This is a genomic window from Marinomonas aquiplantarum, from assembly GCF_003314975.1.
Lineage (GTDB): Bacteria > Pseudomonadota > Gammaproteobacteria > Pseudomonadales > Marinomonadaceae > Marinomonas > Marinomonas aquiplantarum.
Genome location: NZ_QNRF01000005.1, coordinates 149,252 through 172,365, shown reverse-complemented (window position 1 = coordinate 172,365; position 23,114 = coordinate 149,252). Strand labels below are relative to the sequence as shown.

Below are 23,114 nucleotides of genomic sequence, written 5' to 3'. Positions count from 1 at the left end.
GTATTCAACAAAGAATACCGTCTTTTAGGTCTTGGCCTGCGAAGCTTACCAGACTTATTTGTACCTTCCCTATACATCAAAACAGACTCGATTCCGACCAGACGTTTTGGCTTCATACAACAACTCATCCGCCCGCTTTAAAAGCTGGTTTCGAGACTTACATTGATCTGAGACCGCGACGACACCAATACTGGTAGTAATGTCTATCAGTTGATCCTTGATCGTAAATTGATAACGTTCAATCAATTGACGAATTTCTTCAAACCGTTCAATTAAACCTTCTCGACTTTCAGACATAAGCAGTAAACCAAACTCTTCCCCTCCTAAGCGGCCAAACAAGTCATTCTCTGTCAAATGCTGTTGAATCACATTTGAGACGTCGATTAGTACTTTGTCGCCTATGTCATGCCCAAAGCTATCATTAATGTTCTTGAACTTGTCTAAATCCAAAATACCACAGGCGCAGCAACGACTGCTTTCGTCCCTATGAACATCAATCACACTCTCTAAACTCACTTCAAAGCAACGTCGATTAGCGATGCCAGTTAGATAATCCGTGGAAGCCAGACTTTCCAACATTTTGTTTGATTCGACTAAGCGACTTCGCATGTCTGAAATGCGTTTCATTGCATGCATCTTTGCTGCCAATACTTTTTGACTTATGGGTTTGATTAGATAATCGTCTCCCCCCGCCATAATGCCGTTTTCAACGTCTGTTTCATTACCACTGGCGCTTAGAAAGATAACAGGAAACCATTCTTGTTGATTTTGTTGCTGTATTTCACGAATCGCTTTAACCGCTTCAAAACCATTTAATACAGGCATTTGCACATCAATTAGAATCAAATCTATTTCATCTAAATTCGCTAAATATTGAGACACCGCTTCTTGACCGTTTTTGGCTTCGATAACCTGACAGCCAAGTTTTGCAAGATGTAATTTAAGCAATAAGCGATCGGTATTCGTGTCGTCTGCAATCAATACTTTCATAAATTCGCCATGACTCGTTGTAATTCATTTTTTACTTTTTGATAGGTGATAGTCATATTTTTCACATCTCGATCAAAATTAACTACCTGCCCTAAGCGTCCTTCGACTTCTAACTTGGCCGCCATTTCCGATAAAGACATAGCACCAACATTTTGACTTACAGACTTAAGACTATGGGACAAATGAGTAATATTCTCGAACTCGTCCTCAGAAAAATGGATTTTACTGAAGCTGTTCATAATCTGATCCACATCGTCATAAAAAGCATCAACCAGTAACTGCACATCGTCACCTAATGTCTGTTTTAATTCTTTTAGTACAGACACATCAATAAAACGTGGACGATCAGAACTCAGTTCGGTTTCTGCTGGTTGAATCACTTCTTCTGTTGAAAGCGCAGGGTTGTTATTCTTTGGTAACCATTCTTCAAATACTTGTGTTAGATGCATTTGTTTAAATGGCTTTGGTACAACACCATCGCCACCAGCACGAAAAACCTCGGCAGAAGTTTCTGGCATAATGTCTGCGGTTAGAGCAAAAATCGGCACGCGTTTTAGCTGTTCTAATTTTTCCGCTTGGCGAATGTGTCTCATTGCTGTCAAACCGTCCATGACAGGCATATGCAGATCCATTAATATTAAATCCGGTTGGTGCTGTTGCCAGCTTTCTACCCCCAATTCGCCATTGGTCGCCTCTATGACGTCAAACCCCATTCGCGATAACACACCATTCGCCACTGCCATATTGGCTTTCATGTCTTCAACGACCAAAATTCGACCGCGATTACTGCTCTCTTCTTGGTTTTTGTTATGACTGTTTTGATCTGGGTTATCAGAGTCATCAGTCGATACTTGATATGCTAAGACATCTTTTGAAACGCAATAGGCCAGACCTTTCTTCAGACTTAACGCGCCCATGGGTTTAGCAATACATAAATTAATTCCAGCGTCTGTTAACTCTTGATGAGACAACAAGCCAGCCGAAGAGGTAATCAAGATAGTAGGTTGATATAACGAGCCACAAAACTCTCGTATTTTCTTAGATAGCATCAAACCATCCAATTCTGGCATCATGTAATCCAGCACAATAATGTCGTATGGCTGTTGATTCTCATAGGCCCAACGGATGCGAGACAAGCCTTTACGAGGTTGAGACTCTGTATCTGCGGTAATACCAGAAGACGCCAACTGATTCTTTAAAATGGTCAGATTGGTTTCATTGTCGTCAATGACAATGGTTTTTTTACCAATCAATAAAGCTTCATCAGCGATAGTTTCCACTCTTGGCTTAGCATGACTTTCAGCTAAGGTTAAAGACACACTGAAGCAAGAGCCTTCATTTAGTTTACTTTCTAGGGCGACTTGACCATTCATCAAGCTGACTAATTGTTTGGTAATCGCCAAACCTAGGCCCGTACCACCAAAATTCCTCGTGGTTGAACTATCGGCTTGAACAAAAGCACTAAACAAATGTGGCTGCACATCACTAGCAATCCCCACACCAGTATCTTGAACAGTCATTGTCAGTGCGACTTGTCCTTGATGATCAACCTGCCCTTTGACGGACACTAAAACATGGCCGACATGGGTGAATTTTATGGCATTACTGACTAGGTTGGTGATCACTTGTTTGATTCTAAAAACATCACCAACGAGATAGCGTGGGCATGAATCATCGTACTCAACCAAGAGATCAATGCCTTTTTCTTCGGCCTTAATCATCAGCAGTCGCACAACATCGAAAATGGCTTTTTCTAAATCAAAATCGACCCTTTCGATGGATAAATGACCCGCTTCAATTTTAGAAAAATCAAGAATGCCATCAATCAATTCTAGTAAACTTTCACCAGAATCTCGCAACACCCTTAACTGCTCACCCTGCTCTCTGTCTAATTTAGTACCAGACAACAACTCTGCCATACCAAGAACACCATTCAATGGTGTTCTAATTTCATGGCTCATAGTCGCTAGGAAGTCACTTTTCGCTTTACTTGCGGCAACCGCTTGCTCACTGGCTGAGCGCAATAACTCTTCAGTCTCTTTACGGGATGTAATGTCCATATTAACACCGACCAGCCTTGTCGCAACACCATCATCATCAAATACCACTGCTGCATTTGATTTAAGGAAGCGGGTTTGTCCGTCATAGCGCGTAATACGAAAATCAAAATCCAGTTCTTCTGAGATGGCCGTCGCATCTTCTTCAGGTTGCACTGTGAAGCCAATTCTTTCAATCCGTTCAAGTGTGTCTTTTAATCTCTGCCTATCTTCCGGATGAACACAGTCTTCCCAGACATTTAACGGCGCTTTTTCATGGTCGCTGGGCATGCCATAAAGGCGATACATCCACTTGTCCCATCGTAAGCTTCTATCTTTTAAATCAAGTTCCCACACACCAATACCAGCGGCATCAGCAGCAATTGAAAGACGTAAATTGGTGTTGATCATCTTTTGCTCAACCGCCATTCGTTCACTGACATCACGCACATGTGCAATGTAACCCACCAGCGAACCATCCTCGGCTTCAATACGGTTACCAATGGTTTCCGAATGAAAAACCTTACCCTGCTTATTGCGATAGGACATATAAAAACGGTCATGCACTTTTTGAGCTTCACCGTAATATTCTTGTCCCTTCTCTGCGAAATCGGACTCATCGGCATAAAGTTGTTCTGTCGTTTTCTCTAACAACTCTTCTTCCTGATAACCAAACAGTTCACAAAAGGCAGGGTTTACCATTTTGATTTGTCGGTCTTTATTAACAAATACAATGGCTTCAGGCGCATTAACAAACAAAGACTCAAACATTTTTTTCTGTTCACGTAAGTCCTGTTCTGCTCTAATCTGTTCCGTTCTGTCTTGGAAGGAAACCACCGCCCCTGTGATCACATTGTGGTCGTCACGCACCGCCATACAAGAATATTCGCACACAAAAGCATGACCATTCTGAGACACATGCTCAGCCCTGGCATAGGTTTGCTGGCCAGTTTCAAGGGTAGTTTTTATGGATTCAATCACTGGTTGGCAAGACTGATATTTTTTCTCAGCGCTGCCCAAAAGGCTTAACACATTTTTGCCCAATAAATTGTCCAGTTGGTAGCCTAGAATATGACAAGAAGCCGTATTAGCAAACGTAATCTCCCCCGCAAGACTGATACCAAAAATACCTTCGTGAATGGCTTCTAAAATGAGATGCTTTTGATGCTCTGCTAGTTGCAAATTTAATTCATCTTGATGACGACTGATGGCATTTCCTACCCACTGAGCAAAGAGCTTAATGAGTTCATAATCGTCTTCACCAAACGCTTCATTTTTAGGATGAGGGCTGGAGAAATTCAAAGTACCATAACGTTTATCACCCACATAAATCACAACGCCTATGTAGGCTTCAAGGCCAAACGCTTGATAACAAGGGTGATTTTGAATATCACTGATTGCAGTATGATGATAGGAAGTCGGTGAGTCATTGTTTAAGGTATGCACACAATAAGTATTATCAACTTGAAACTTAGCACCGACTTCTACTTCACCATTCGGCGTCACAGCATACTTTATTTCATAGTCTGACCCTTCTATTTGGCTTATAAGACCAAAAGGCAAAGCAAACTGATGACAACCCACTTTTAAAATACGCTCAAGCTTATCTTCTAAAGGTAAAGTATTGTCTGCCGTCACCGCATGAAGCGATTTCAAGGTATTAATCATACGCCGTTGGGAAGTAATATCTTGCATACATAGATACAATCCCGTGACTTCACCGGCTTCGAACCTAGGCACATATGAAGATTTTAAATAACGTATTTCTTGCCCTTCTCCAACCGTAACCTGGTAGTTATACTGCACGGAAGCACCAAGCAACGCTTCTTTTAACTTGCCTTCTATTTGAGCATAAAACTCAGCTGGAATAAGTTCATTAATACATTTGCCAACAATTTCTTGCTGAGAAAGAGAAAAACGTCGCTCATAGGTGTCATTAACAAACTCATACCTAAGATCTCGATCGACTAGGGCTACGTACGCTGGAATATTGTCATGTAAATTCAGTAAATCCTGCTGGCTTACTTGCGTTTCATCATCTTGTCCGATAGCAGAAAGTAAGGTTACGACAGACGCAATATCCGCTTCCGTTTGCTCCGTTGTTTTAGAGTACGTAAGATGACCAAGACACACCAAGCTAGCTTGAATCTGTCTCACTGGTTCAACAAAGCAAAAACTTAGATTAGGCACATCGTTCAAGATAGGCGTCAGGTCATCCACAATACGGACATCAGCATAACGACACGCACCTTGCATCGCCATATTGGTCGCTAAGGCGTCAGGGTAAATGACCTTGTCTAGGGTGCCGACTGAAATTGTTTTACCATTTCTGTACACCAAAGCCACATAAGAAGCCCCCATAAGTCCCTGGACTACTTTTAATGTCGCCTCTATTTTTGACATTTACCCTCTCCATTACAACGGATCTAAACAAAGTACAATCTGATACAAGCACTCATAAACATAACAGAAATTTATAGGTTTGCTATGAATGAAAGAAAATTTTAGTTTAAAAGACAATGCTGTACATAAAAACTAAGCCAATACCTATTCATTTCAATGGCCTTCTCATTACAATCTAAATAGACGTTATATTAAGGAAGCAACTTATCAATCAGCACACAGTCTTCGGTGTCATTGCGACTGTTTTTCACCTTGTCTAAAATCTTTTGTGCAACGTCTTTTTGGCGGCTGGATATGTACTTTGAATCGACTGTTTTTTGTACATTATCAAGATACTTATTTAACTTTGGAGTGCAGTAGTCATCAAAAGCGAACAGGCTCGTTGAAGACAATCCCAAAAGACCAGTAAAAATGGGTAACAGAATAACTTTTTTAAATGACATACTTGCTTCCTAAAGAATCAATTTTTCAGCGAAAAATTAGACCACAGGCAGGCCTAAATATAAAGCCAGCAAGGTATTTTCTAAGATAGGAACAAAAACACCCGAATATACATTCGGGTGTTTTTCATACTCATGCTACCGGTCACGAATCCTTAGCTTAATCTAATCACTTGATCACAGGTCTTGCTGACTAAGTCTGGATCATGACTAACTAACAAAACAGCACAACCCGTTTCCCTTGCCAACTCGACCAACAACTGAGTCACCTCTTGAGCGGTAATTGGATCCAGCCGCGAGGTTGGCTCATCCGCAAACAAAAACACAGGATCCAACAACAACGCTCTAAGAATGGCAAAACGCTGCAATTCCCCACCCGATACAGACAAGCAATTACGTTCGAGTATACCCTCAGGCAAGCTTAATCGAGCCATTAATGGGGCAATGCGAGATTGATCAAGATGATGAAGTTGCACCAAGTCATCAAGCAACTGTTGTAAGCTAACGCTGGAGGTAAAAGCCGATGGAGGATCTTGATACAGTTTCAACCATTGATAAGGTTTGGATGCACTCGACAACCGATTAAGATGACCTTGCTGCAATGGTAATAAACCTAACAATGCATCGCCGAGGGATGATTTACCACAGCCACTGTCACCCACAACACCAACGACTTCATCTTGATGAACAGAAAACGAAATGTCCTTAAACAAGGTTCGACCGCCTCGCTCTATGGCCAACTTGTCAGCTTCTAACACCAAAGTGTTACCAACTTCAGCAAGTCTAGGCTTAGGCCATTGTTTTGGCTCAGCAGCAATCAAGGCTTTGGTATAATCATCCTTTGGTTGATTCAAAATTTGCTGGGCATCGCCTTCTTCTACTAAAGCGCCGCCTTTAATCACCATCAAACGCCCCGCTAATTGATGAGCAATCGCCACATCATGCGTAATGGTCAATAGGCTGCCACCCTCAGCCCGCGCTTGTAATAAACGCACAATATCATCACGGCGAGTAACATCCAGTCCCTTAGTTGGCTCATCGGCCAAAATCAGATTCGCCCCAGCAGCGGTTGCAGCAGTAATAGCCAAACGCTGTGCCATGCCGCCCGACAACTGACCTGGCCGCTTATGGCCATTTTCCGTTAAACCAACGTGCGCCAAATCCAGCCGGGTTTTGTGCTCTGCAGAAGCTTTGTCGTCACCCTGAACCAATTGATACACTTCTTTCACTTGATCATGCCCTTTCATCAAAGGATCAAGTGCATGCCAAGGCTCTTGCGGTAACATCACCATCTCACGCCCCCATAAAGCACGACGCTCTGCAAGCGATAAAACATTACCCAATACTTCTACTTGCCCTACCAGACGTAACTCATCAGGCAACAGCCCCATAATAGCCTGTGCCAGGAGGCTTTTACCTGACCCTGTTTGACCAAGAATGGTCAATGGCTCTCCTTCTCTCAAGCGAAATGAAATCGGCTCCAACAAACATACATCATCAACATAAACGGCCAGATTGGTAACTTTTAACATATCTCTCATGCGCGTTTACCTGCTAATAGATGAAAACCAAACACCATCAAAGCGATGACAACCAAAGGTTGAGCCAACAACCAAGGCGCTTCACTATAAAAAGGAAACAATTCCACTGTCATCAAACCAAGCTCCGCCAAAGGCGGTTGGATCCCAACATACACAAAACCCAATGACGCCATGGTAAGAATCGCATTCGCCCCGCCAAACGCCGCCAAGGTGAACACCGAAGGGGCGATAGCCGGCCAGATATGTCGCTTAAACTGATACCAAGTACCAAAGCCCATCATATTAGAGGATTGACGCGCAGGGCTTTGAATGACCCCTTGTGTAATGGCGCGAGTCACTCGGAAGTATTCCACCCATTGAACAAGGGAAATGGCGATATACAACACCCAAAATGAACCCGGTGCAATGGCAGCGAATAACAACACAATGACCAAACCGGGTAGAGCCAACAAAATATTAACAAGGATAGCTAAAGCCTGATCTACACGCTTTCCAGCCCAAACTGCCGTTACCCCAAGCGCTGTCCCCAAAAGAGCCGAGGTCACAACGCATAAGATACCAAGAGCAAACGACAAACCAATCGCGTGCGCCATACGAGAAAGCATGCTTCGCCCAAAGTGATCCGTTCCTAGCCAGTGATCGGCATTTGGCGGAACCAAGATGGCGTTCAAATCTTGCTGGGAAATACTGTAAGGCGATAAGGTGATGCCCAATACAGAAAACAGCATTAAACCTATTAACAAAGACAAACCTGCCCATTGAGATGCTCGTAATGTCATTGTTCAACTCCTCGTGGATCAATCCATAAACACAACAAGTCAACAAGTGTATTCAAAAGAACAAACACCACCCCCATGGCCAGAGCCGCACCCTGAATTACAGGAATATCACGAGCAAAAATAGCATGAGCCAAACCATGACCTATGCCTGGCCATGAAAACAAGGACTCAATCATCACAATCCCTTCAATCATACTAACCAACTGAATGCCGAAAAACGCCACAACTGGCACCGCAATGTTTCGCACCCCGTGACGTTGAAAGGTCTGCCAAGTGGAAAGACCTTTCACCTTGGAAAACTGGTAAAAAGCAGCACGGAATGTTTGCTTGGCCGAGTCACGAACCACACGATTTGATACGGCTGCCAAACTTAATGCGAGAGTCACCGCAGGCAGCACCAAATGCGCAAAGGTGCCGTAACCGGCAACCGGAAACCAGCCCAGATGCAAAGCAAACAGGAGCACGAATAGCACCCCGATCACGAACACAGGCATCGCACGGATGGCACTCGACAACCCCATCAAAACAGAGTCCAATGGATTGCCTCGCCAAGCAGACAGCAAGCCCAAAGGAATGGCGATTAAAATGGATACCATTAAGCCTGCAAACGCCAATAACATAGAGTGACCCAGCATGTGCTGTACCGATTCAATGACAGGTAAACCACTTACCATTGAATTGCCCAAGTTAAACTGCAACAAATCGGTTAACCAGTGCCAATACGCTTCTAAGGGGTGTTGATTTAAACCTAACTCCTCACGCACTAAAGCAGCAGCGTCTGAGTTTACGTTATCTTGTCCATAACGACTGGCAGCAATTCGATACGCCATATCACCAGGTAAGGAGCGCATCAGCACAAAGGTTAAGGTGCCAACGCCCCATACTACAGTGATCAGCTGTAACAGCCGTTTTAAAAGCAATGCCTTCATTAACGAATTAACTCCATCTCATTCAACAAAAATCGACGTTCAAACGGATCAAAATGAAAGCCTTTAACACGCTTACTCACCGACGTTTGTTGAACATAAGACGTTACTGGGATGACAGGACGTTCATTGTAAATATACTGCGCCACTTGCTGCGCTTTTTGACGATATGTTTGAGCGTCTGTGGTCTGCTCAAGTTCTGACAATAAACGGCTAATCGCATCGTTATGCCAATTCATCGCGCCCCACTCACCACCACCGTTTTGGCCATAGTCCGCCAATAAAACCGCTAATGGATCCGCAATAAAGCCATAATTTCGAGCAATCAAAGCGGCTTGCAAAGAACCATCCTGATGGCCCATTGGAATCGCACTGGAGTTCGTGACATCGACTTTTGTTTTCACTCCAATGGCTTCCCATTGCGCCTGAATCGCCGTTGCCACTGTCGTCAATTCTGGTCGGTCCGCGTAAGTGATCAAACGTACCGTGAAAACCTCACCTTGTTTCTCTAGGTAACCATCTTTATTTTTCTGCCAGCCAAGTTCTGCCAATAAAGCTTCAGCTTTGGCTTTGCCACCAGACACCTTGTTTGGAACATTAAGATGCCAATTTGACATGGAAGTAGGCATGATTTGTTCCGTTTCTGCACCAGGCGTTCGCAACACACCACGGGCAATGCCTACGCGATTAATGGCGTCACTCAAGGCTTGACGAGCACGAATATCCTTTAGGAAAGGGTATTCACTGTTTAATTTGATAACAATGGTTCTAGGAATGGCGTTCGAATGTAACGTAAGATTCGGCAGACGCTTCAGAATTGGCAGACTGGCAGGGTCCAAACCAAACACAATGTCCGCTTGCCCACTGCGTGCCTGTAAAACACGACTTTCTGCGCGGTGTCCAGTCAAATAACTGGCATATGGAATGCTGGCTTTTTTACCCCAGTAATCATCAAACTTCTCCACGACCAATTTGTGCGGTGGCGAAAACTGATAGAGCTGATATGGGCCAGTTGAAGACAGTGCCAATACTTCACCATCTTTTGCATAAGCACTAGGTGACAAAATGGCATTCGCATAATTGGCTAATACGGCACCAAGAACAACGTAAGGACTGGATAACCGAATAACGACTTGGTGATCGCCCAAGGCTTCGATCTGCTCAATTGGTGCTTTTCGCAACGCACCGTGTTTTTGCAATGCAATCTTTAGGCTCTTTACAACCGCAGCGGCATCCAGCAAAGAACCATCATGAAAATGAACACCTTGGCGAATATCAAAGGTCCAAGTTTTGGCATCATTGCTAATCGCCCAATGACTGGCTAACGCGGGCATTAATGCGCCCTTTTCATCAACATCCAATAGGGTTTCAATAATTTGCATACGGCTAAATATATAACCGTTCTTAGAGGGGTCTAAACTAGTGAACTCAAAAGCGGCACTAATAGATAATGTGTTTTCTGGAGTAGGTTTAGCCATACTTTGGCCACTAAACATAACGCCAAATACACTGATTAATACAATAAATAGCCTTGTCACAGAGATGATTTCCTATTCAATCACAAAAGAAAAGTTATGATATAACATATTTTATGAGAATCACACCCATTTAGAGCAAGTGCTTTTCTAAATCAAATGAAAAAAAGTCTGTGGCACAAGCAGTTAGGAAAAACAAAAAAAGCCAGTTTCAACACTCTGAAACTGGCTTTTATGTACTAGCAATTAAAGGATTAACGGAAGGCGCGCTTTCTTGCTCTTTCAAGACGTTTCAAAATAGCATCCAAACGCTCAGGTTTCACCATGAATTCTTGGAAACCTTTCATTCCTTCTTGCGCCATACTTGGTTCAGTATCACGGTCGTAAAACTGTGCTGTACCAGAGGCATTGTTCAGCATATCGACACCTTTATTTAAGAAGTAATTATCAGGTGCTTGGGCGTTAACATTCGGTGGAATTTGGATCAAAGCCGCATTCACCAAGGTTTGGTTATCGGCACGGGACATAAATTCTAAGAACTTACGCGCATCGGCCTTATTCGCCGCTTTGGATGGAATGTGAATAGTGTCCATTGGCGCGTCTTCTGCCATGCCAACACTTGGATCAATTTGTGGGAACTGGAAGAAACCAATTTTACCGTCTAACTCTTTCGGGAAGTTTGGCGTAATGAAATTACCAATCAAGTACATCGCAGCCTTACCGTTGTATAGGAAAGGTTGCGCTTCTTGCCAAGAGTATGATGCATGGTTTTTCAGGAAGTAGCCTTTATCAACCAGCACTTTCCAGTTTTCAAAAGTCTTGCGCACACGAGGGTCAGTGTAAGGAATCTTGCCATCCATTAAGTCAATGTGGAATGCCAAACCGTTTGTACGCATGTTCAAATAATCAAACCACCCTGCTGCCGTCCAAAGATATTTGGTGCCAATGGTGACAGGGGTCACATCGTTTGCTTTCAGTTTAGCATTTACCGCCAGAAACTCGTCCCAAGTTTTTGGTTCAGACAGACCTAAATTCTCGAAAATGTCTTTACGGTAATAGATGCCCCATTGGTAGTAAGTGTAAGGCATACCCCACTGTTTACCATCAATGGTCATGGCGGGTGCTGCTGAAGCCATATCTTTCTTCAGACCATTGTTGTCCCAAAGATCACTCACATCTTCAAACAAACCACGGTCAACAAAGGCTTTCATACGGTTGCCCGCATACCAAAACACCACATCTGGTGGCGTGGTCGATAGCCAGTTACGAATCGCTGTTTTATACGCTTCTTTATCATAAAGATTGTATTTAATCGTGATATCTGGGTTTTCTTGTTCAAATTTTTGAATGATTTCAGCGAAGGCTTTTTTGGGTGCCGGATCAGCTTGATCCGAGTTAATGACCAAGGTGCCCGCACTGGCGAGTGAAGCGGCCGTTAATGCCATTGCTCCGACCAACATGGATTGGATTTTTTTCATGATAAGCAAGTCCTCTTTTTCTTTTTATTTACTGGAACCAAGTTTCAATATTAAACATTTTTTCTAAACTTTCAATAAAAGAAACTTAGTTCCACTTTATTTTTTTGCTTTACTAGCACTTTTTCCAAATAGCAATATTTGCCGTTTCCAAACGGCGACTACCGATCACCAATTCCGCCCCTTCAGGAGCAAAATCGATTGTTTGAGAAGCATAATTCATCACAAAAATGAGCTCGCCTCTCTCACGGATTCTTACGCCTTTCGGCAGGTAATAGGTTTCCAGACCCGCTTTTTCAGCCAATTTAGCTAAACTGGCTTTTAACGCACCATTGTCCAGGCAAGAGCCTAAGTAATAATGTTGGCCTTGACCGACCAGCACAGGATTACCTGAGTTGTCTTTTAACAAGCAAGGTAAGTCTGTCGCAATTTGCTCGTGCCAATGTTTGAGTAAGCCTTCGCCCCAAGCGCCAGAAACGGCCATCTGAGTGTGATTAGGCAAAGCGTCAACACGCTCAACTTGCAATGGCATTAACTTAGCCAACGGACCGGGAGCGAGGTTTTCTGGAATTTGATAATTCGAGGTTTTACTGCCCGTTCGCGGGCCTGCTAACAACACACCGTCAAATGCTTCTAAACGCGCTAACAGGTCATCACTAATGTGTGCTTGCGCTGGCAACACGAGCATTTGATAGGTATCTAAAGGAGCGTTGGAAGGAATAATGTCAACTGACAAACCTAATTCACGCAATCCTTCATACATGCGATAACACCAGAAAAGATAACGATACGCTCGTGATTGCGGTTGAATGTCTAATGACCAACAAGCGTCATAATCAAACATCAAAGCTACCTTGCCAGCGCTCGGCAGAGATAACAGCTCATCCGCATCCATACCTAATGCAGCAGACAGTTTTACGACTTCCTGCGCGACTTGCGCCGCTTCTTTCGCAGCTTCCGCCTCTTCCGCATCGGGTCGCAATAAACCGGCGTGCATTTGCTCTTGCGCAAAAGGCGCCTGACGCCAACGGAAATACGATACCAGCTCAGCACCATGAGAAAAGGCTTCCCATGTCCACAAACGCACCGCGCCATCCGCAGGGGTCGGATTATGTGGCGCCCAGTTTACTGGCCCCGGTTGTTGCTCCATAATCCACAAGCGACCTTTGCCACAACCACGGTACAAGTCGTGGTGAAAAGCGCCGAAGTCAGGGTGTCCAACACGTAAATAAGTGTGCTTTTCTTCTTCGCTGTAAATGACTTCTTGATCCAAAAAGCCAAGTGGGTAGGTGTCCCAGCTGGCGACATCCAGATCCTGTCCCACTTTGTGATGATCAAACGCAGTGAAAAAGCCCATGTAGTTATGAACCAAATCTCGACCAGCAGAATGCTCTCGCAAAATATCTACCTGTAGCTTGTTGTAGGCCACCACTTGATCGGAACAACAACGCTGAAAGTCTACACGGTGCGAAGGATTGGCTTCCGTCACCGTCAGATTTGGCAATTCTATTTCATCAAAGCTGCGGTATTCCATGCTCCAAAACACGTTACCCCAGGCCTGATTTAGCACCTCAATGGTTCCGTATTTGTCTTTCAACCAAATGTGAAATGCCGCTAAGTCCGCTTCTGCATAACTTAAAATGGTATCGTGACAGCCGAATTCATTGTCAGTTTGCCAAGAAGCAACCGCAGGATGCTGGCCATAACGCTGTGCCATCAAACTGGTGATACGACGGCATTCTTCTCGATACTCTAAACTGGCAAAGGTGTAGTGACGACGGGAACCAAAGCCACGTACACGACCTTGTTCATCTTTTGCCAACATGCCAGGATAACGATCCACCAACCATTTAGGTGGTGTTGCAGTCGGTGTACCAAGGATCACTTTCAAACCGTTCTCATGCAAAATATCCAGTGATTCATCCAACCACTGCCAGTGCAATTCACCTGGTGTTGGCTCTATAGTGCTCCAACTAAACTCACCGACACGAACGTACTCAATGCCAATTTTTCTCATATGCTCAGCATCGGCTCGCCAACGGCTTTTTGGCCAATGCTCTGGGTAATAACACACACCTAATTTCATTTTATGCTCCAGCAAAAGGCTGACTTGGCTCACCTGCCACGTCTATGCCGTACTCAGCTTTAAGATCGATCGCCACCACATGACCTGCTAATGGCTGATGAACCAGTTCTTCTTCACTGCTTGCCACACTGGCAGAAGTGATAAACAAAGTATTGCCATCCACACCACCAAAAACACAACTGGTTGGCCTTTTAAATGGCAATTCAATCGTCTGTAACACCTCACCTTCAGGGCTATAACGCACAATGCGAGAACCGTCCCAATTGGCATTCCACAAACAAGCTTGCTGATCAATACAAGAACCATCCGCCCCAATACCTTCCTTCACTTCAAAAAAAGGTTTCTGAGAACGAATATCGTAGAATTCTGGATAAGGAAATGCGTGTACTTTGCGAGTCATAGAATCGCCAAAGTAAAAACGACCACGAGATAAGTCCCACGCCAAGGTGTTGGAAATACCAATGCCTTCTAACATCAGGGTTTTCTTACCCTCAGAAGTGACTTTCCATAAACGACCACTGGCTTTTTGCTCAGCGTCATCCATAGTTCCTACCCACAAGGTACCATCTGGGTCACACTTAGCATCGTTACTACGATTACCTGGAATGTCTGCATCAAGCTCACACAAGTATTCCAGCTCACCGCTTTGCTTATCCAAATAAGCAACGCCATCTGCCAAGGTCACTAACAAGCGCTCGCTTTGCGTGGTAAAAACGGCCGAGACTTTTTTCGGCAAGGTCCAATGCTGGGTTTGGTTACTGGCCTGATGCCAACACCAAACCTGGCACGCTGGTATATCCACCCAATATAAAGCTTGCTGCTGTGCGCACCAAAACGGGCCTTCTGCCAATTGATGTCGTTGTTCACTGATTTGCTGCATTTTAGTTAGCTCCCTGCCAAGCTTGCCAAGCATTTGCAAACGCCTGTGCATTGGCTTTTGTTGTCGCAACCGATTGGCCTTTTTTGTACAAGGCCGAACCCAAACCAAAACCTTTGGCACCGGCGGTAAAGTATTCCGCCACATTATCAGGTGTGACACCTCCCACAGGGCAAATCCAAGTATCACTCGGAATCACCGCACCCAAGGCTTTAATCACTTTAAGTGAAGGCAAGGCTTCTGCCGGAAAGAGTTTTAAGCCGTCTGCGCCAGCTTGCAAGGCGGCAAAGGCTTCGCTGGCAGTAAAAAAGCCCGGCAAGGCAAATAATCCGGCTTGTTTTGCGGTTTTAATCAGCTCCACATCAGTATGTGGACACACCATCAAGCCCGCACCAGTAGCAATGAGTTTCGCCAAGTCTTGCTGGGTTAATACAGTGCCCGCACCAATCAGTGCCTGCTCACCAAAAGTCTCTTGTAAAAGACGAATGCTGGTAAAAGGATCAGGGGAATTTAGAGGGACCTCAATCATTTTAAAACCAGCGTCTAATAAGACTTGCGTATGCTCTACCACTTCGTCGGACTGCACACCACGCAAAATGGCAACCATAGGAAATTCTTGCATTAATGCATCAAAGGAATGCGTCATTATTCTTTTCCTTCTGCTAAGTTAGGCGTATCAGACGTTAAATTCGCCAAACGCTTTAAACCTCGAATACTGGCTTCACCAGCTTCCATGAAATCTACATTCAAACCCTGTTTAGCTAAGGCTAATTGGTAGCGCTCGTTTAACCCTTTACTACCAATGATCAATACACTTTTCACTGGCTGAGGCAGGTCTGATAAAATGTCATTCACATCGTGTCCTATAACGATACCAGACAAGTAATCACGCACTTCTTCGGCGGCCAATTCACCACAGACATAACGGCTGCGCGCACTGAATAATTGGTGCATGATGCCACCCGCTTGTTGACTGGCTAGAAGACCTTTTTGAAACGCCTGCACGAGCAATTCGTCAGAGTGTGGCAAACCTTTTACTAAACTGGATTCATCATTCAGTCGAGCAAACAGCTCACCGGTAATGGCCGTTGAAAACCCCGTCACTTTACCTTGTTCAATCTGCACCCATTTACAGTGAGTGCCAGGCAAACAAAACACCCGATTTTCACTGCTTAGATTGTGACTTTCCAACCAATCTAATGCCCCTAACAACTGAGTTTCTTCACCGCGCATAACATCTGCCATACCAGCAATGCCCTGACTTTGTAGACCAGGCACGATGGCGACTTGGTTAGGCAATGAGGTCGTTAACCAATGCAGATGATTAGCAAGCTCGGTTAATGGAATAGGACAACTTTGATAAGGCACTTCTTGCCAGCCACCTCGGCTGCCAACCATACCCGCCATGTAAATGGGCAGACCCGACTCCAGCCAATCGCCAAGCAGATCCGCTAAAACAGTCTCAAACTCGTCACTCGACAGTTTTAACATCCCCTTATCACTGCTTCGCTGAGCTTGAATTTGCCCCTGCTGATTCATCAAAAAAGCACGCAGGTTGGTGGTTCCCCAATCTACTGCAATGAAGTTTGCTGAGGATTTTGATAATGGCGAAACAGAATTCACAGAGGTCATTACAAACGCCCTCCGTCGACGACAAGACTCTGACCTGAAATCATACGGCTATCATCGGCACCCAAGAAGAGCACCAGATCCGCCACATCTTCAGGCTCAATCTTTTCTTTTAAGGCTTGCTGGGTCATTAATTCCGCTTCCGCTTCAGGCGTCAGCCACAAGCGTTTTTGTTTTTCCGTCATGACCCAGCCTGGCAATACCGTATTCACACGGATTTTGTCTGCACCAAGCTCGCGGGCTAAGCCTTTGGTCAAGCCCGAAATACCTGCTTTGGCTGTGACATAACCTGGGTAACCAGCCAAACCCAACATCCAAGAATTGGAACTCATGTTAATGATGCTGCCACCACCTGCGGCGGCCATACCAGGTGCAACTGCCTGAGCTGCAAAGAAATGGTGCTTTAGGTTCACCGCCATGCATTGATCAAACTGCTCTGAGGTTAATTCTTGCAAACTGTGCCGGTGATCATTAGCCGCATTATTCACCAAGATACGCACTGCGCCCCAAGCGTCAATCCGCGCCGCAATGGTGGTTTTTAACAGGTCAATTTGCGTTAGATCGACCAGGTCAAAATGCACCTGATGACCCTGTTGCTGCAATTCGCTAACTAAGGCATCGCCTGCTTTCTGGTCAATATCAAAAAAGCTGACCTTGCAGCCTTGTGTTGTTAAAGCGCGCACTAATGCCTCACCTATGCCAGATGCGCCACCACTGACCAAAGCATGTCGCCCCGCTAAACTCGGGTAAGAGGTTTTATTGTTATTATTAGTCATTAATGAGACTCCCTACTGACTTTTGAGCCACTTTTGCCCACTAAGAAATCGAGATCAGCGCCACGATCAGCTTGCATCACATGATCGATATAAAGTTTGGCGTAACCACGATGATACTCACTCTCTTGTGCTTGCCAGTTCGCTTGACGCTCTGCCATCTCTTCATCCGAAATGTGCAAATGCAAACCACGTCCAGCCACATCTAAGGTAATTTCATCGCCATTTTTTACCAGCGCTAACGGGCCACCCATGGTGGCTTCTGGCGCCACGTGCAACACCACAGTACCGAAGGCAGTACCACTCATACGAGCATCACTGATGCGTACCATGTCGGTAATGCCTTGCTCTAACAACTTGCTTGGCAGTGCCATGTTGCCCACTTCCGGCATGCCCGGATAACCTTTAGGACCACAGCCTTTCAGCACTAGAATAGAGTCTTTGCCCACCTCCAGTTCAGGTGAATCGATACGTGCCTTGTAATCTTCAATGTTTTCAAACACCACGGCTTTACCCGTGTGCTGTAGCAAAGCTGGCGTAGCGGCACTGGGTTTAATAATGGCACCTTGTGGACAAAGGTTGCCTTTCAGTACCGCAATACCGGCTTTTTTACGCAGTGGTTTGTCTAGTGGTCGAATAACCTCGTCGTTAAAGCATTCCGCTTCTTTGGTTGAGTCGGCAAGACTCGAACCCGACACCGTCATCGCCTGCATATCAAATTCATCTTGAAGACGCTGGATCAAGGCAGGAAAACCACCAGCATAGTGGAAATCTTCCATTAGGAAACGCCCTGACGGCATGAGGTCAACTAGACAGGGAATTTCTGCGCCAATGCGATCCCAGTCATCCAATGTCAGTTCCACACCGACACGACCTGCAATCGCCAATAAATGCACCACAGCGTTGGTCGAACCACCAATGGCGGCATTGGCTCGAATGGCATTTTCAAACGCCGATTTGGTCAATATGTCCGATGGTTTTAGGTCTTCTTTGACCATTTCTACAATGCGCATACCGGTCAAATGAGCCAACGCCTGACGACGAGCGTCTACCGCCGGAAGCGTACCGTTTTCAGGTAAGGACATACCCAAAGCTTCGGTCAAACAAGACATGGTGGACGCGGTTCCCATGGTCATACAGGTACCACGAGAGCGTGACATACCAGATTCAGCGCGCATAAATTCGTCTAGGCTCATTTTGCCACCACGCACCGCTTCACTGAACTTCCACACATCGGTACCTGAGCCGATGTCTTTGCCACGATATTTACCGTTCAACATAGGGCCAGAACTCACTACGATGGCCGGCAAATCCACCGAACAGGCCCCCATTAATTGCGCAGGCGTTGTCTTGTCACAACCACCTAATAAAACAACGCCGTCCATACCATAGGCACGAATGGATTCTTCAACATCCATGCTCATCAGATTGCGAAACAGCATGGCCGTCGGTTTCATTTGCGTTTCACCCAACGACATAACAGGAAATTCAAGCGGCACACCGCCCGCTTCCCACACACCGCGCTTCACGTATTCGGCCAATTCGCGTAAGTGGGCATTACAAGGTGTTAACTCACTCCAAGAGTTACAGATACCAATGATAGGTCGACCATCAAAACTGTGATCTGGTAAGCCTTGGTTTTTCATCCAACTGCGATGAATAAAGCCGTCCTTATCGAGTTTTCCGTACCATTCTTGGCTACGTAACGGCTTTTTGCTTTTGTTCTCATCACTCATGTGTTTTTCTCCGAACTGGGCACAGCCTTGATTTCCAATAAGACAATGGACTCTGGATCTAAGATAGGAAGTTGCACTCCGATCTGCATCAAGCTGGCACCGTTTAAATGTAATTCTGTGTCCCACCAAGCCGGTTTGGCTTTCATTAAATGACCTGGTAAAGGGCTGTGTTCTAATACTGTGACTTGGTAATTCTGCTCAGGAATTAAGCCTGGTAAGCGAATTGGCAAGGTTTGCGCTTGCTTTGGCATGGCAAGCTGGCTGTAAACCGCGACGCCCTGCTGTCCGTCCTGACTAAGCGCCCATTGAGTTTGCGCATGGCCATCCGCGCTCGGCAAACGCCAATTATTCCCCTGATGAAGGCAATCACGGGTACGCTTGTATTGTTTTATCCAATTGGCAATGGTGGCTTTTTGCTGGGTATTGGCTTCCAACAAATTCCACTCAATACCAAGATGACCTAACATGGCGGTTCCTGAACGAAACGCCACATCATGTACACGACTCGTGGTATGACTCTTGTCTGGTCCAATATGGGAACCCATGACTTCGGGCGGGAAAAAGTAACTAAAGCCACGCTGTATGCTTTGACGCTCCAAAGCATCATTACAATCCGATGCCCAAAAGCGTTTAGTGAAATTCAAAATACCAAAGTCCACTCGCGCGCCACCAGAGGAGCAACTTTCGATTTCCATATTAGGAAACGCTTGATTGATCTCTGCCAGTAAGCGGTACAAAGCCAGTACCTGAGCGTGCGCTTGCGGCGCAATGGCACCACTTGGCTGAGAATAATCTCGGTTCATATCCCATTTCACATAATCAATGGGATAGGCTTTAAAAAGATCGAATAAGCGTTCACGCAGATAAGCGTAGGCTTCTGGAATGGCGAGATTGAGTACCAATTGATTGCGACCTAAACAGGCACTGTATTGTGGCAATTGCAATGCCCATTCTGGTTGAGCGCGATACAAATCGGAATCTGGATTTACCATTTCCGGCTCAAACCAAAGGCCAAATTCCATGCCCAATGCTTTTACATGACGGATTAAAGGCATGAGACCATCTGGGTATTTGGCTTCATCAACAAACCAATCGCCTAGAGCTGCGTGGTCATCATTGCGCCCTTTGAACCAGCCATCGTCCAATATATAGCGTTCCACGCCGACATCAGCCGCCGCTGATGCCAGCTCTTTTAATTTGGTCATGTCATGATCAAAGTAAAAGGCTTCCCAAGTGTTTAAATGGACTGGTCGAGGTTTGACTAATTGCAAACGCGCTCGGGCTTCACGGTGGAAAGCCTGACTCATGTGATTTGCCCCACAAGCGCTGTGACTGACCAACATTGGCGGCGATGTTAGACTTTCATTCGCCTCGAGCACTATTTCTCCAGGCAAGTACAAGGCTTCGGCCTGCAAATAGCGATGCCCTTCAATGCTGTAGTCGGCTTTTAACCTGTGATTACCACTCCACGCCAAATGCATGCCCAGCACTTGGCCTTGTTGTTCGGTAAACCCTGCTTGCCCTACTATCACACCTGGAAAATTAGCATGACCATTTCGACCATTGCGATTCTCTTGCAACCAAGTACTTTGCCATGGCTCTCTGGCCTGTTGGAATTCTTGACACCAACGGCCATAAAAGCTGATGCGTTCCGTTAATTCCACACTCACCGGCAAGGTACAAGCCAAACGCTGCACTTGGACATGAGCTGAACCCAAGTTGGTTAATGTCACTTGCTGATGCAAAACCCCAGAAGGCAACAAGCCAATTTGTAAGGTCAATGCCAACTGAGCAATCGGGTCTTCAAGCGCTATAAATAGGTCCTGACTTTGCTGGTCGACACGAACCTGTTGCCAGCGCATAGCCCATACCGGACGATCAAGGGCTTGCGCTTCTACTGCTGGCGATTGCAACCAACCACGACCCGCTTCTGGAATAAGGCTCATCGCTGCAGGCTGATCCAGCATGGCTTGCGGGATGCCTGCTTGTTGCGATAAATACACACTCTCTAGTGACGTCTCTTTTGGCAAAGCATCACCAAAATACACCAACTCGGGGGACGCCTTCTGATGACACGCAATCACCAGCGTTTTGTCCTGTTGATCGACACGATACAAGCTAGTTTGTTGTGATATAGACATAGCGATTACCCTTTTGTGGCGCCCAGAGTCAGACCCGCAATGAAATGACGCTGCATGGCGAAGAACAGGATAACTGGCGGTAATGCCGCCACAATGGAACCCGCTGCGATCAACTGCCAAGACGCCATCCACTGACCTTTCAACGCACTGATACCAGCGGTAATAGGTCGCACTTCATCACTTTGCACTAGGACTAATGCCCAGAAGTAGTCGTTCCAAATGAAGGTAAATATCAATACCGACAAAGCCGCCAGAGCGGGCCTGACCAAAGGCAAGACCACATACCAGAATATCTTCCATTCGCTGACACCTTCTACACGGGCAGCCTCAATTAATTCATCCGGTAAACCGACAATAAAATTACGCATAAACAAGGTACAAAATCCGGTTTGGAAGGCGATGTGAAAAATAATCAGACCCGTTGCCGTATCGTATAACCCCATGCCAATGGTTAAATCACGTACCGGAATCATCAAGATTTGAAACGGCACAAAGTTACCCGCGATAAAGGTAGCAAACATAGCCACATTGCCGCGAAACTTAAATTTTGCAAGGGCATAGCCTGCCAATGTCGACAAAGCAACCGCACCCAATACCGCCGGCAAAGTGATCAATACTGAGTTCAACAGGTAGCGAAACATGGGCGTTTGAGTAAAAACCAATGTGTAGTTTTCTAATAGCATCCACTCGGAAGGAATCCCCCAGTAATTACCGGCATTGATGTCCGCGGTAGAACGAGCGGAAGTCAACATAACCGCAATTAATGGCAACAACCACAACAGCAAAGATAACCAAATCGCGACGCGATAGCTTAAATTAAATGGCAAAGATCGTTTTTCAATGGGTGTAGGGAACATTAGGCTTTCTCACTCTTCAGCATGCGCCACAAGAAGTAGGCAATATAAATATCCATAATCAAGAACAACACAGTCGCAATCGCCGCACCGTAACCGGCACGATAATTGAAAATAGACTGTTCATACATGAAGTAGGCCAACACACTGGAAGAGCCAAACGGCCCACCACTGGTCATGGTTGCCACCAAATCGAAACTACGCAACGCACCGATTACGGTTACCACCACAGCGATGAATGTCGCTGGACGTAACTGCGGTAGAATCACATGCCACAACATTTTCCAACCGTGAGCACCATCCAAGCGAGCGGCTTCAATTTGATCTGGATTAAGGTTATTTAAGCCTGTGAGATATAAGATCATGCAGTAAGCGATTTGTGGCCAGAGCCCTGCTACTATGATGCCAAATGTCACCCAATTCTCATCGGATAAAATGGCCACAGGCTCCATGCCAAATAGGCCAATGGCCTTATTAAATAAACCAAATGAAGGGTCGTAAAACCAAGAGAAAACAAGGCCAACAACGACTTGAGAAATAACAAAAGGAAAAAAGAACATGGATTTAACGGCTCGGATCCCCATGACCTTTTGATTAAGGAACAGCGCTATGGCCAAGCCAATCGGTGGTGCCAACATGAAGAACACCATCCAATACACATTATTTTTTAATGCCACCCAGAATTGATAATCATCGAATAACTCGATGTAATTATCAAAACCAACAAATACCTTTTCTCCGATACCGTCCCATTCATAAAAGCTTAACCAAATACTTTGAAGAATTGGAAAGACAACGTAGACCACAAACAAAATGACTGCTGGCGCTAAAAACAATACCGGCATCCATTGCTGCTGCTTGCTATGCAACTTCTGCATGGCTCACACACCTCTTTATTTTTATTAAATAATGAATTGTCAAAACTTGACAGATCACTCACCTAATAAAATAAT

At 45.3% G+C, this 23,114-nt stretch carries 17 protein-coding genes; all 17 read right to left on the bottom strand.

What is annotated here, in order from left to right:
- Window positions 1-69: 69 nt before the first annotated feature.
- Window positions 70-990 carry a GGDEF domain-containing response regulator gene (locus DFP76_RS10970; protein ID WP_113874683.1) on the bottom strand — a complete coding sequence of 307 codons (921 nt, stop codon included), beginning with the start codon at window positions 988-990 and terminating at the stop codon, window positions 70-72.
- Window positions 987-5,429: a PAS domain S-box protein gene (locus tag DFP76_RS10965; protein WP_113874682.1), complete on the bottom strand. Its 4,443-nt coding sequence runs from the start codon at window positions 5,427-5,429 to the stop codon at window positions 987-989. Before DFP76_RS10965 ends, DFP76_RS10970 begins: the two co-directional genes overlap by 4 nt.
- A 191-nt stretch (window positions 5,430-5,620) precedes the next feature.
- Window positions 5,621-5,872, bottom strand: coding sequence for a hypothetical protein (locus DFP76_RS10960; protein ID WP_113874681.1), 252 nt, complete (start codon window positions 5,870-5,872; stop codon window positions 5,621-5,623).
- Between the two features lie 152 nt (window positions 5,873-6,024).
- Complete coding sequence (locus DFP76_RS10955) at window positions 6,025-7,410, bottom strand: ABC transporter ATP-binding protein (protein ID WP_113874680.1); 1,386 nt, start codon at window positions 7,408-7,410, stop codon at window positions 6,025-6,027.
- A complete protein-coding gene (locus tag DFP76_RS10950; RefSeq protein ID WP_113874679.1) occupies window positions 7,407-8,189 on the bottom strand; it encodes an ABC transporter permease in 783 nt (260 codons plus the stop codon). Before DFP76_RS10950 ends, DFP76_RS10955 begins: the two co-directional genes overlap by 4 nt.
- A complete protein-coding gene (locus DFP76_RS10945; protein WP_113874678.1) occupies window positions 8,186-9,118 on the bottom strand; it encodes an ABC transporter permease in 933 nt (310 codons plus the stop codon). Before DFP76_RS10945 ends, DFP76_RS10950 begins: the two co-directional genes overlap by 4 nt.
- Complete coding sequence (locus DFP76_RS10940) at window positions 9,118-10,593, bottom strand: ABC transporter substrate-binding protein (protein WP_245931919.1); 1,476 nt, start codon at window positions 10,591-10,593, stop codon at window positions 9,118-9,120. Before DFP76_RS10940 ends, DFP76_RS10945 begins: the two co-directional genes overlap by 1 nt.
- Window positions 10,594-10,844: 251 nt before the next feature.
- Complete coding sequence (locus tag DFP76_RS10935) at window positions 10,845-12,068, bottom strand: ABC transporter substrate-binding protein (protein ID WP_113874676.1); 1,224 nt, start codon at window positions 12,066-12,068, stop codon at window positions 10,845-10,847.
- A gap of 112 nt (window positions 12,069-12,180) precedes the next feature.
- Window positions 12,181-14,151, bottom strand: coding sequence for a beta-galactosidase (locus DFP76_RS10930; RefSeq protein WP_113874675.1), 1,971 nt, complete (start codon window positions 14,149-14,151; stop codon window positions 12,181-12,183).
- A gap of 1 nt (window position 14,152) precedes the next feature.
- Entirely contained in the window at window positions 14,153-15,031 is an 879-nt protein-coding gene (locus DFP76_RS10925) for an SMP-30/gluconolactonase/LRE family protein (RefSeq protein ID WP_113874674.1), read from the bottom strand.
- A 1-nt stretch (window position 15,032) separates the two neighbouring features.
- Window positions 15,033-15,674: a 2-dehydro-3-deoxy-6-phosphogalactonate aldolase gene (locus tag DFP76_RS10920; RefSeq protein ID WP_113874673.1), complete on the bottom strand. Its 642-nt coding sequence runs from the start codon at window positions 15,672-15,674 to the stop codon at window positions 15,033-15,035.
- Complete coding sequence (locus tag DFP76_RS10915) at window positions 15,674-16,660, bottom strand: 2-dehydro-3-deoxygalactonokinase (protein WP_113874672.1); 987 nt, start codon at window positions 16,658-16,660, stop codon at window positions 15,674-15,676. Before DFP76_RS10915 ends, DFP76_RS10920 begins: the two co-directional genes overlap by 1 nt.
- Window positions 16,660-17,433 carry an SDR family NAD(P)-dependent oxidoreductase gene (locus DFP76_RS10910; RefSeq protein WP_113874671.1) on the bottom strand — a complete coding sequence of 258 codons (774 nt, stop codon included), beginning with the start codon at window positions 17,431-17,433 and terminating at the stop codon, window positions 16,660-16,662. Before DFP76_RS10910 ends, DFP76_RS10915 begins: the two co-directional genes overlap by 1 nt.
- The gene (locus DFP76_RS10905; RefSeq protein WP_113874670.1) at window positions 17,433-19,166 is read right to left on the bottom strand and encodes an IlvD/Edd family dehydratase; all 1,734 of its coding nucleotides are present in this window, start codon (window positions 19,164-19,166) and stop codon (window positions 17,433-17,435) included. Before DFP76_RS10905 ends, DFP76_RS10910 begins: the two co-directional genes overlap by 1 nt.
- Window positions 19,163-21,307: an alpha-galactosidase gene (locus DFP76_RS10900; protein WP_113874669.1), complete on the bottom strand. Its 2,145-nt coding sequence runs from the start codon at window positions 21,305-21,307 to the stop codon at window positions 19,163-19,165. Before DFP76_RS10900 ends, DFP76_RS10905 begins: the two co-directional genes overlap by 4 nt.
- 5 nt (window positions 21,308-21,312) lie before the next feature.
- Window positions 21,313-22,164, bottom strand: coding sequence for a carbohydrate ABC transporter permease (locus DFP76_RS10895; protein WP_113874668.1), 852 nt, complete (start codon window positions 22,162-22,164; stop codon window positions 21,313-21,315).
- Window positions 22,164-23,039 (bottom strand): carbohydrate ABC transporter permease, encoded by an 876-nt coding sequence (locus tag DFP76_RS10890; protein ID WP_113874667.1) that lies wholly within the window; start codon window positions 23,037-23,039, stop codon window positions 22,164-22,166. Before DFP76_RS10890 ends, DFP76_RS10895 begins: the two co-directional genes overlap by 1 nt.
- Between the last annotated feature and the right edge of the window lie 75 nt (window positions 23,040-23,114).

Excerpts from the sequence above, each read along its gene's own strand:
- DFP76_RS10970 (WP_113874683.1), bottom strand. The coding sequence starts at position 990 with ATGAAAGTATTGATTGCAGACGACACGAATACCGATCGCTTATTGCTT.
- DFP76_RS10965 (WP_113874682.1), bottom strand. The coding sequence starts at position 5,429 with ATGTCAAAAATAGAGGCGACATTAAAAGTAGTCCAGGGACTTATGGGG.
- DFP76_RS10960 (WP_113874681.1), bottom strand. The coding sequence starts at position 5,872 with ATGTCATTTAAAAAAGTTATTCTGTTACCCATTTTTACTGGTCTTTTG.
- DFP76_RS10955 (WP_113874680.1), bottom strand. The coding sequence starts at position 7,410 with ATGAGAGATATGTTAAAAGTTACCAATCTGGCCGTTTATGTTGATGAT.
- DFP76_RS10950 (WP_113874679.1), bottom strand. The coding sequence starts at position 8,189 with ATGACATTACGAGCATCTCAATGGGCAGGTTTGTCTTTGTTAATAGGT.
- DFP76_RS10945 (WP_113874678.1), bottom strand. The coding sequence starts at position 9,118 with ATGAAGGCATTGCTTTTAAAACGGCTGTTACAGCTGATCACTGTAGTA.
- DFP76_RS10940 (WP_245931919.1), bottom strand. The coding sequence starts at position 10,593 with ATGGCTAAACCTACTCCAGAAAACACATTATCTATTAGTGCCGCTTTT.
- DFP76_RS10935 (WP_113874676.1), bottom strand. The coding sequence starts at position 12,068 with ATGAAAAAAATCCAATCCATGTTGGTCGGAGCAATGGCATTAACGGCC.
- DFP76_RS10930 (WP_113874675.1), bottom strand. The coding sequence starts at position 14,151 with ATGAAATTAGGTGTGTGTTATTACCCAGAGCATTGGCCAAAAAGCCGT.
- DFP76_RS10925 (WP_113874674.1), bottom strand. The coding sequence starts at position 15,031 with ATGCAGCAAATCAGTGAACAACGACATCAATTGGCAGAAGGCCCGTTT.
- DFP76_RS10920 (WP_113874673.1), bottom strand. The coding sequence starts at position 15,674 with ATGACGCATTCCTTTGATGCATTAATGCAAGAATTTCCTATGGTTGCC.
- DFP76_RS10915 (WP_113874672.1), bottom strand. The coding sequence starts at position 16,660 with ATGACCTCTGTGAATTCTGTTTCGCCATTATCAAAATCCTCAGCAAAC.
- DFP76_RS10910 (WP_113874671.1), bottom strand. The coding sequence starts at position 17,433 with ATGACTAATAATAACAATAAAACCTCTTACCCGAGTTTAGCGGGGCGA.
- DFP76_RS10905 (WP_113874670.1), bottom strand. The coding sequence starts at position 19,166 with ATGAGTGATGAGAACAAAAGCAAAAAGCCGTTACGTAGCCAAGAATGG.
- DFP76_RS10900 (WP_113874669.1), bottom strand. The coding sequence starts at position 21,307 with ATGTCTATATCACAACAAACTAGCTTGTATCGTGTCGATCAACAGGAC.
- DFP76_RS10895 (WP_113874668.1), bottom strand. The coding sequence starts at position 22,164 with ATGTTCCCTACACCCATTGAAAAACGATCTTTGCCATTTAATTTAAGC.
- DFP76_RS10890 (WP_113874667.1), bottom strand. The coding sequence starts at position 23,039 with ATGCAGAAGTTGCATAGCAAGCAGCAGCAATGGATGCCGGTATTGTTT.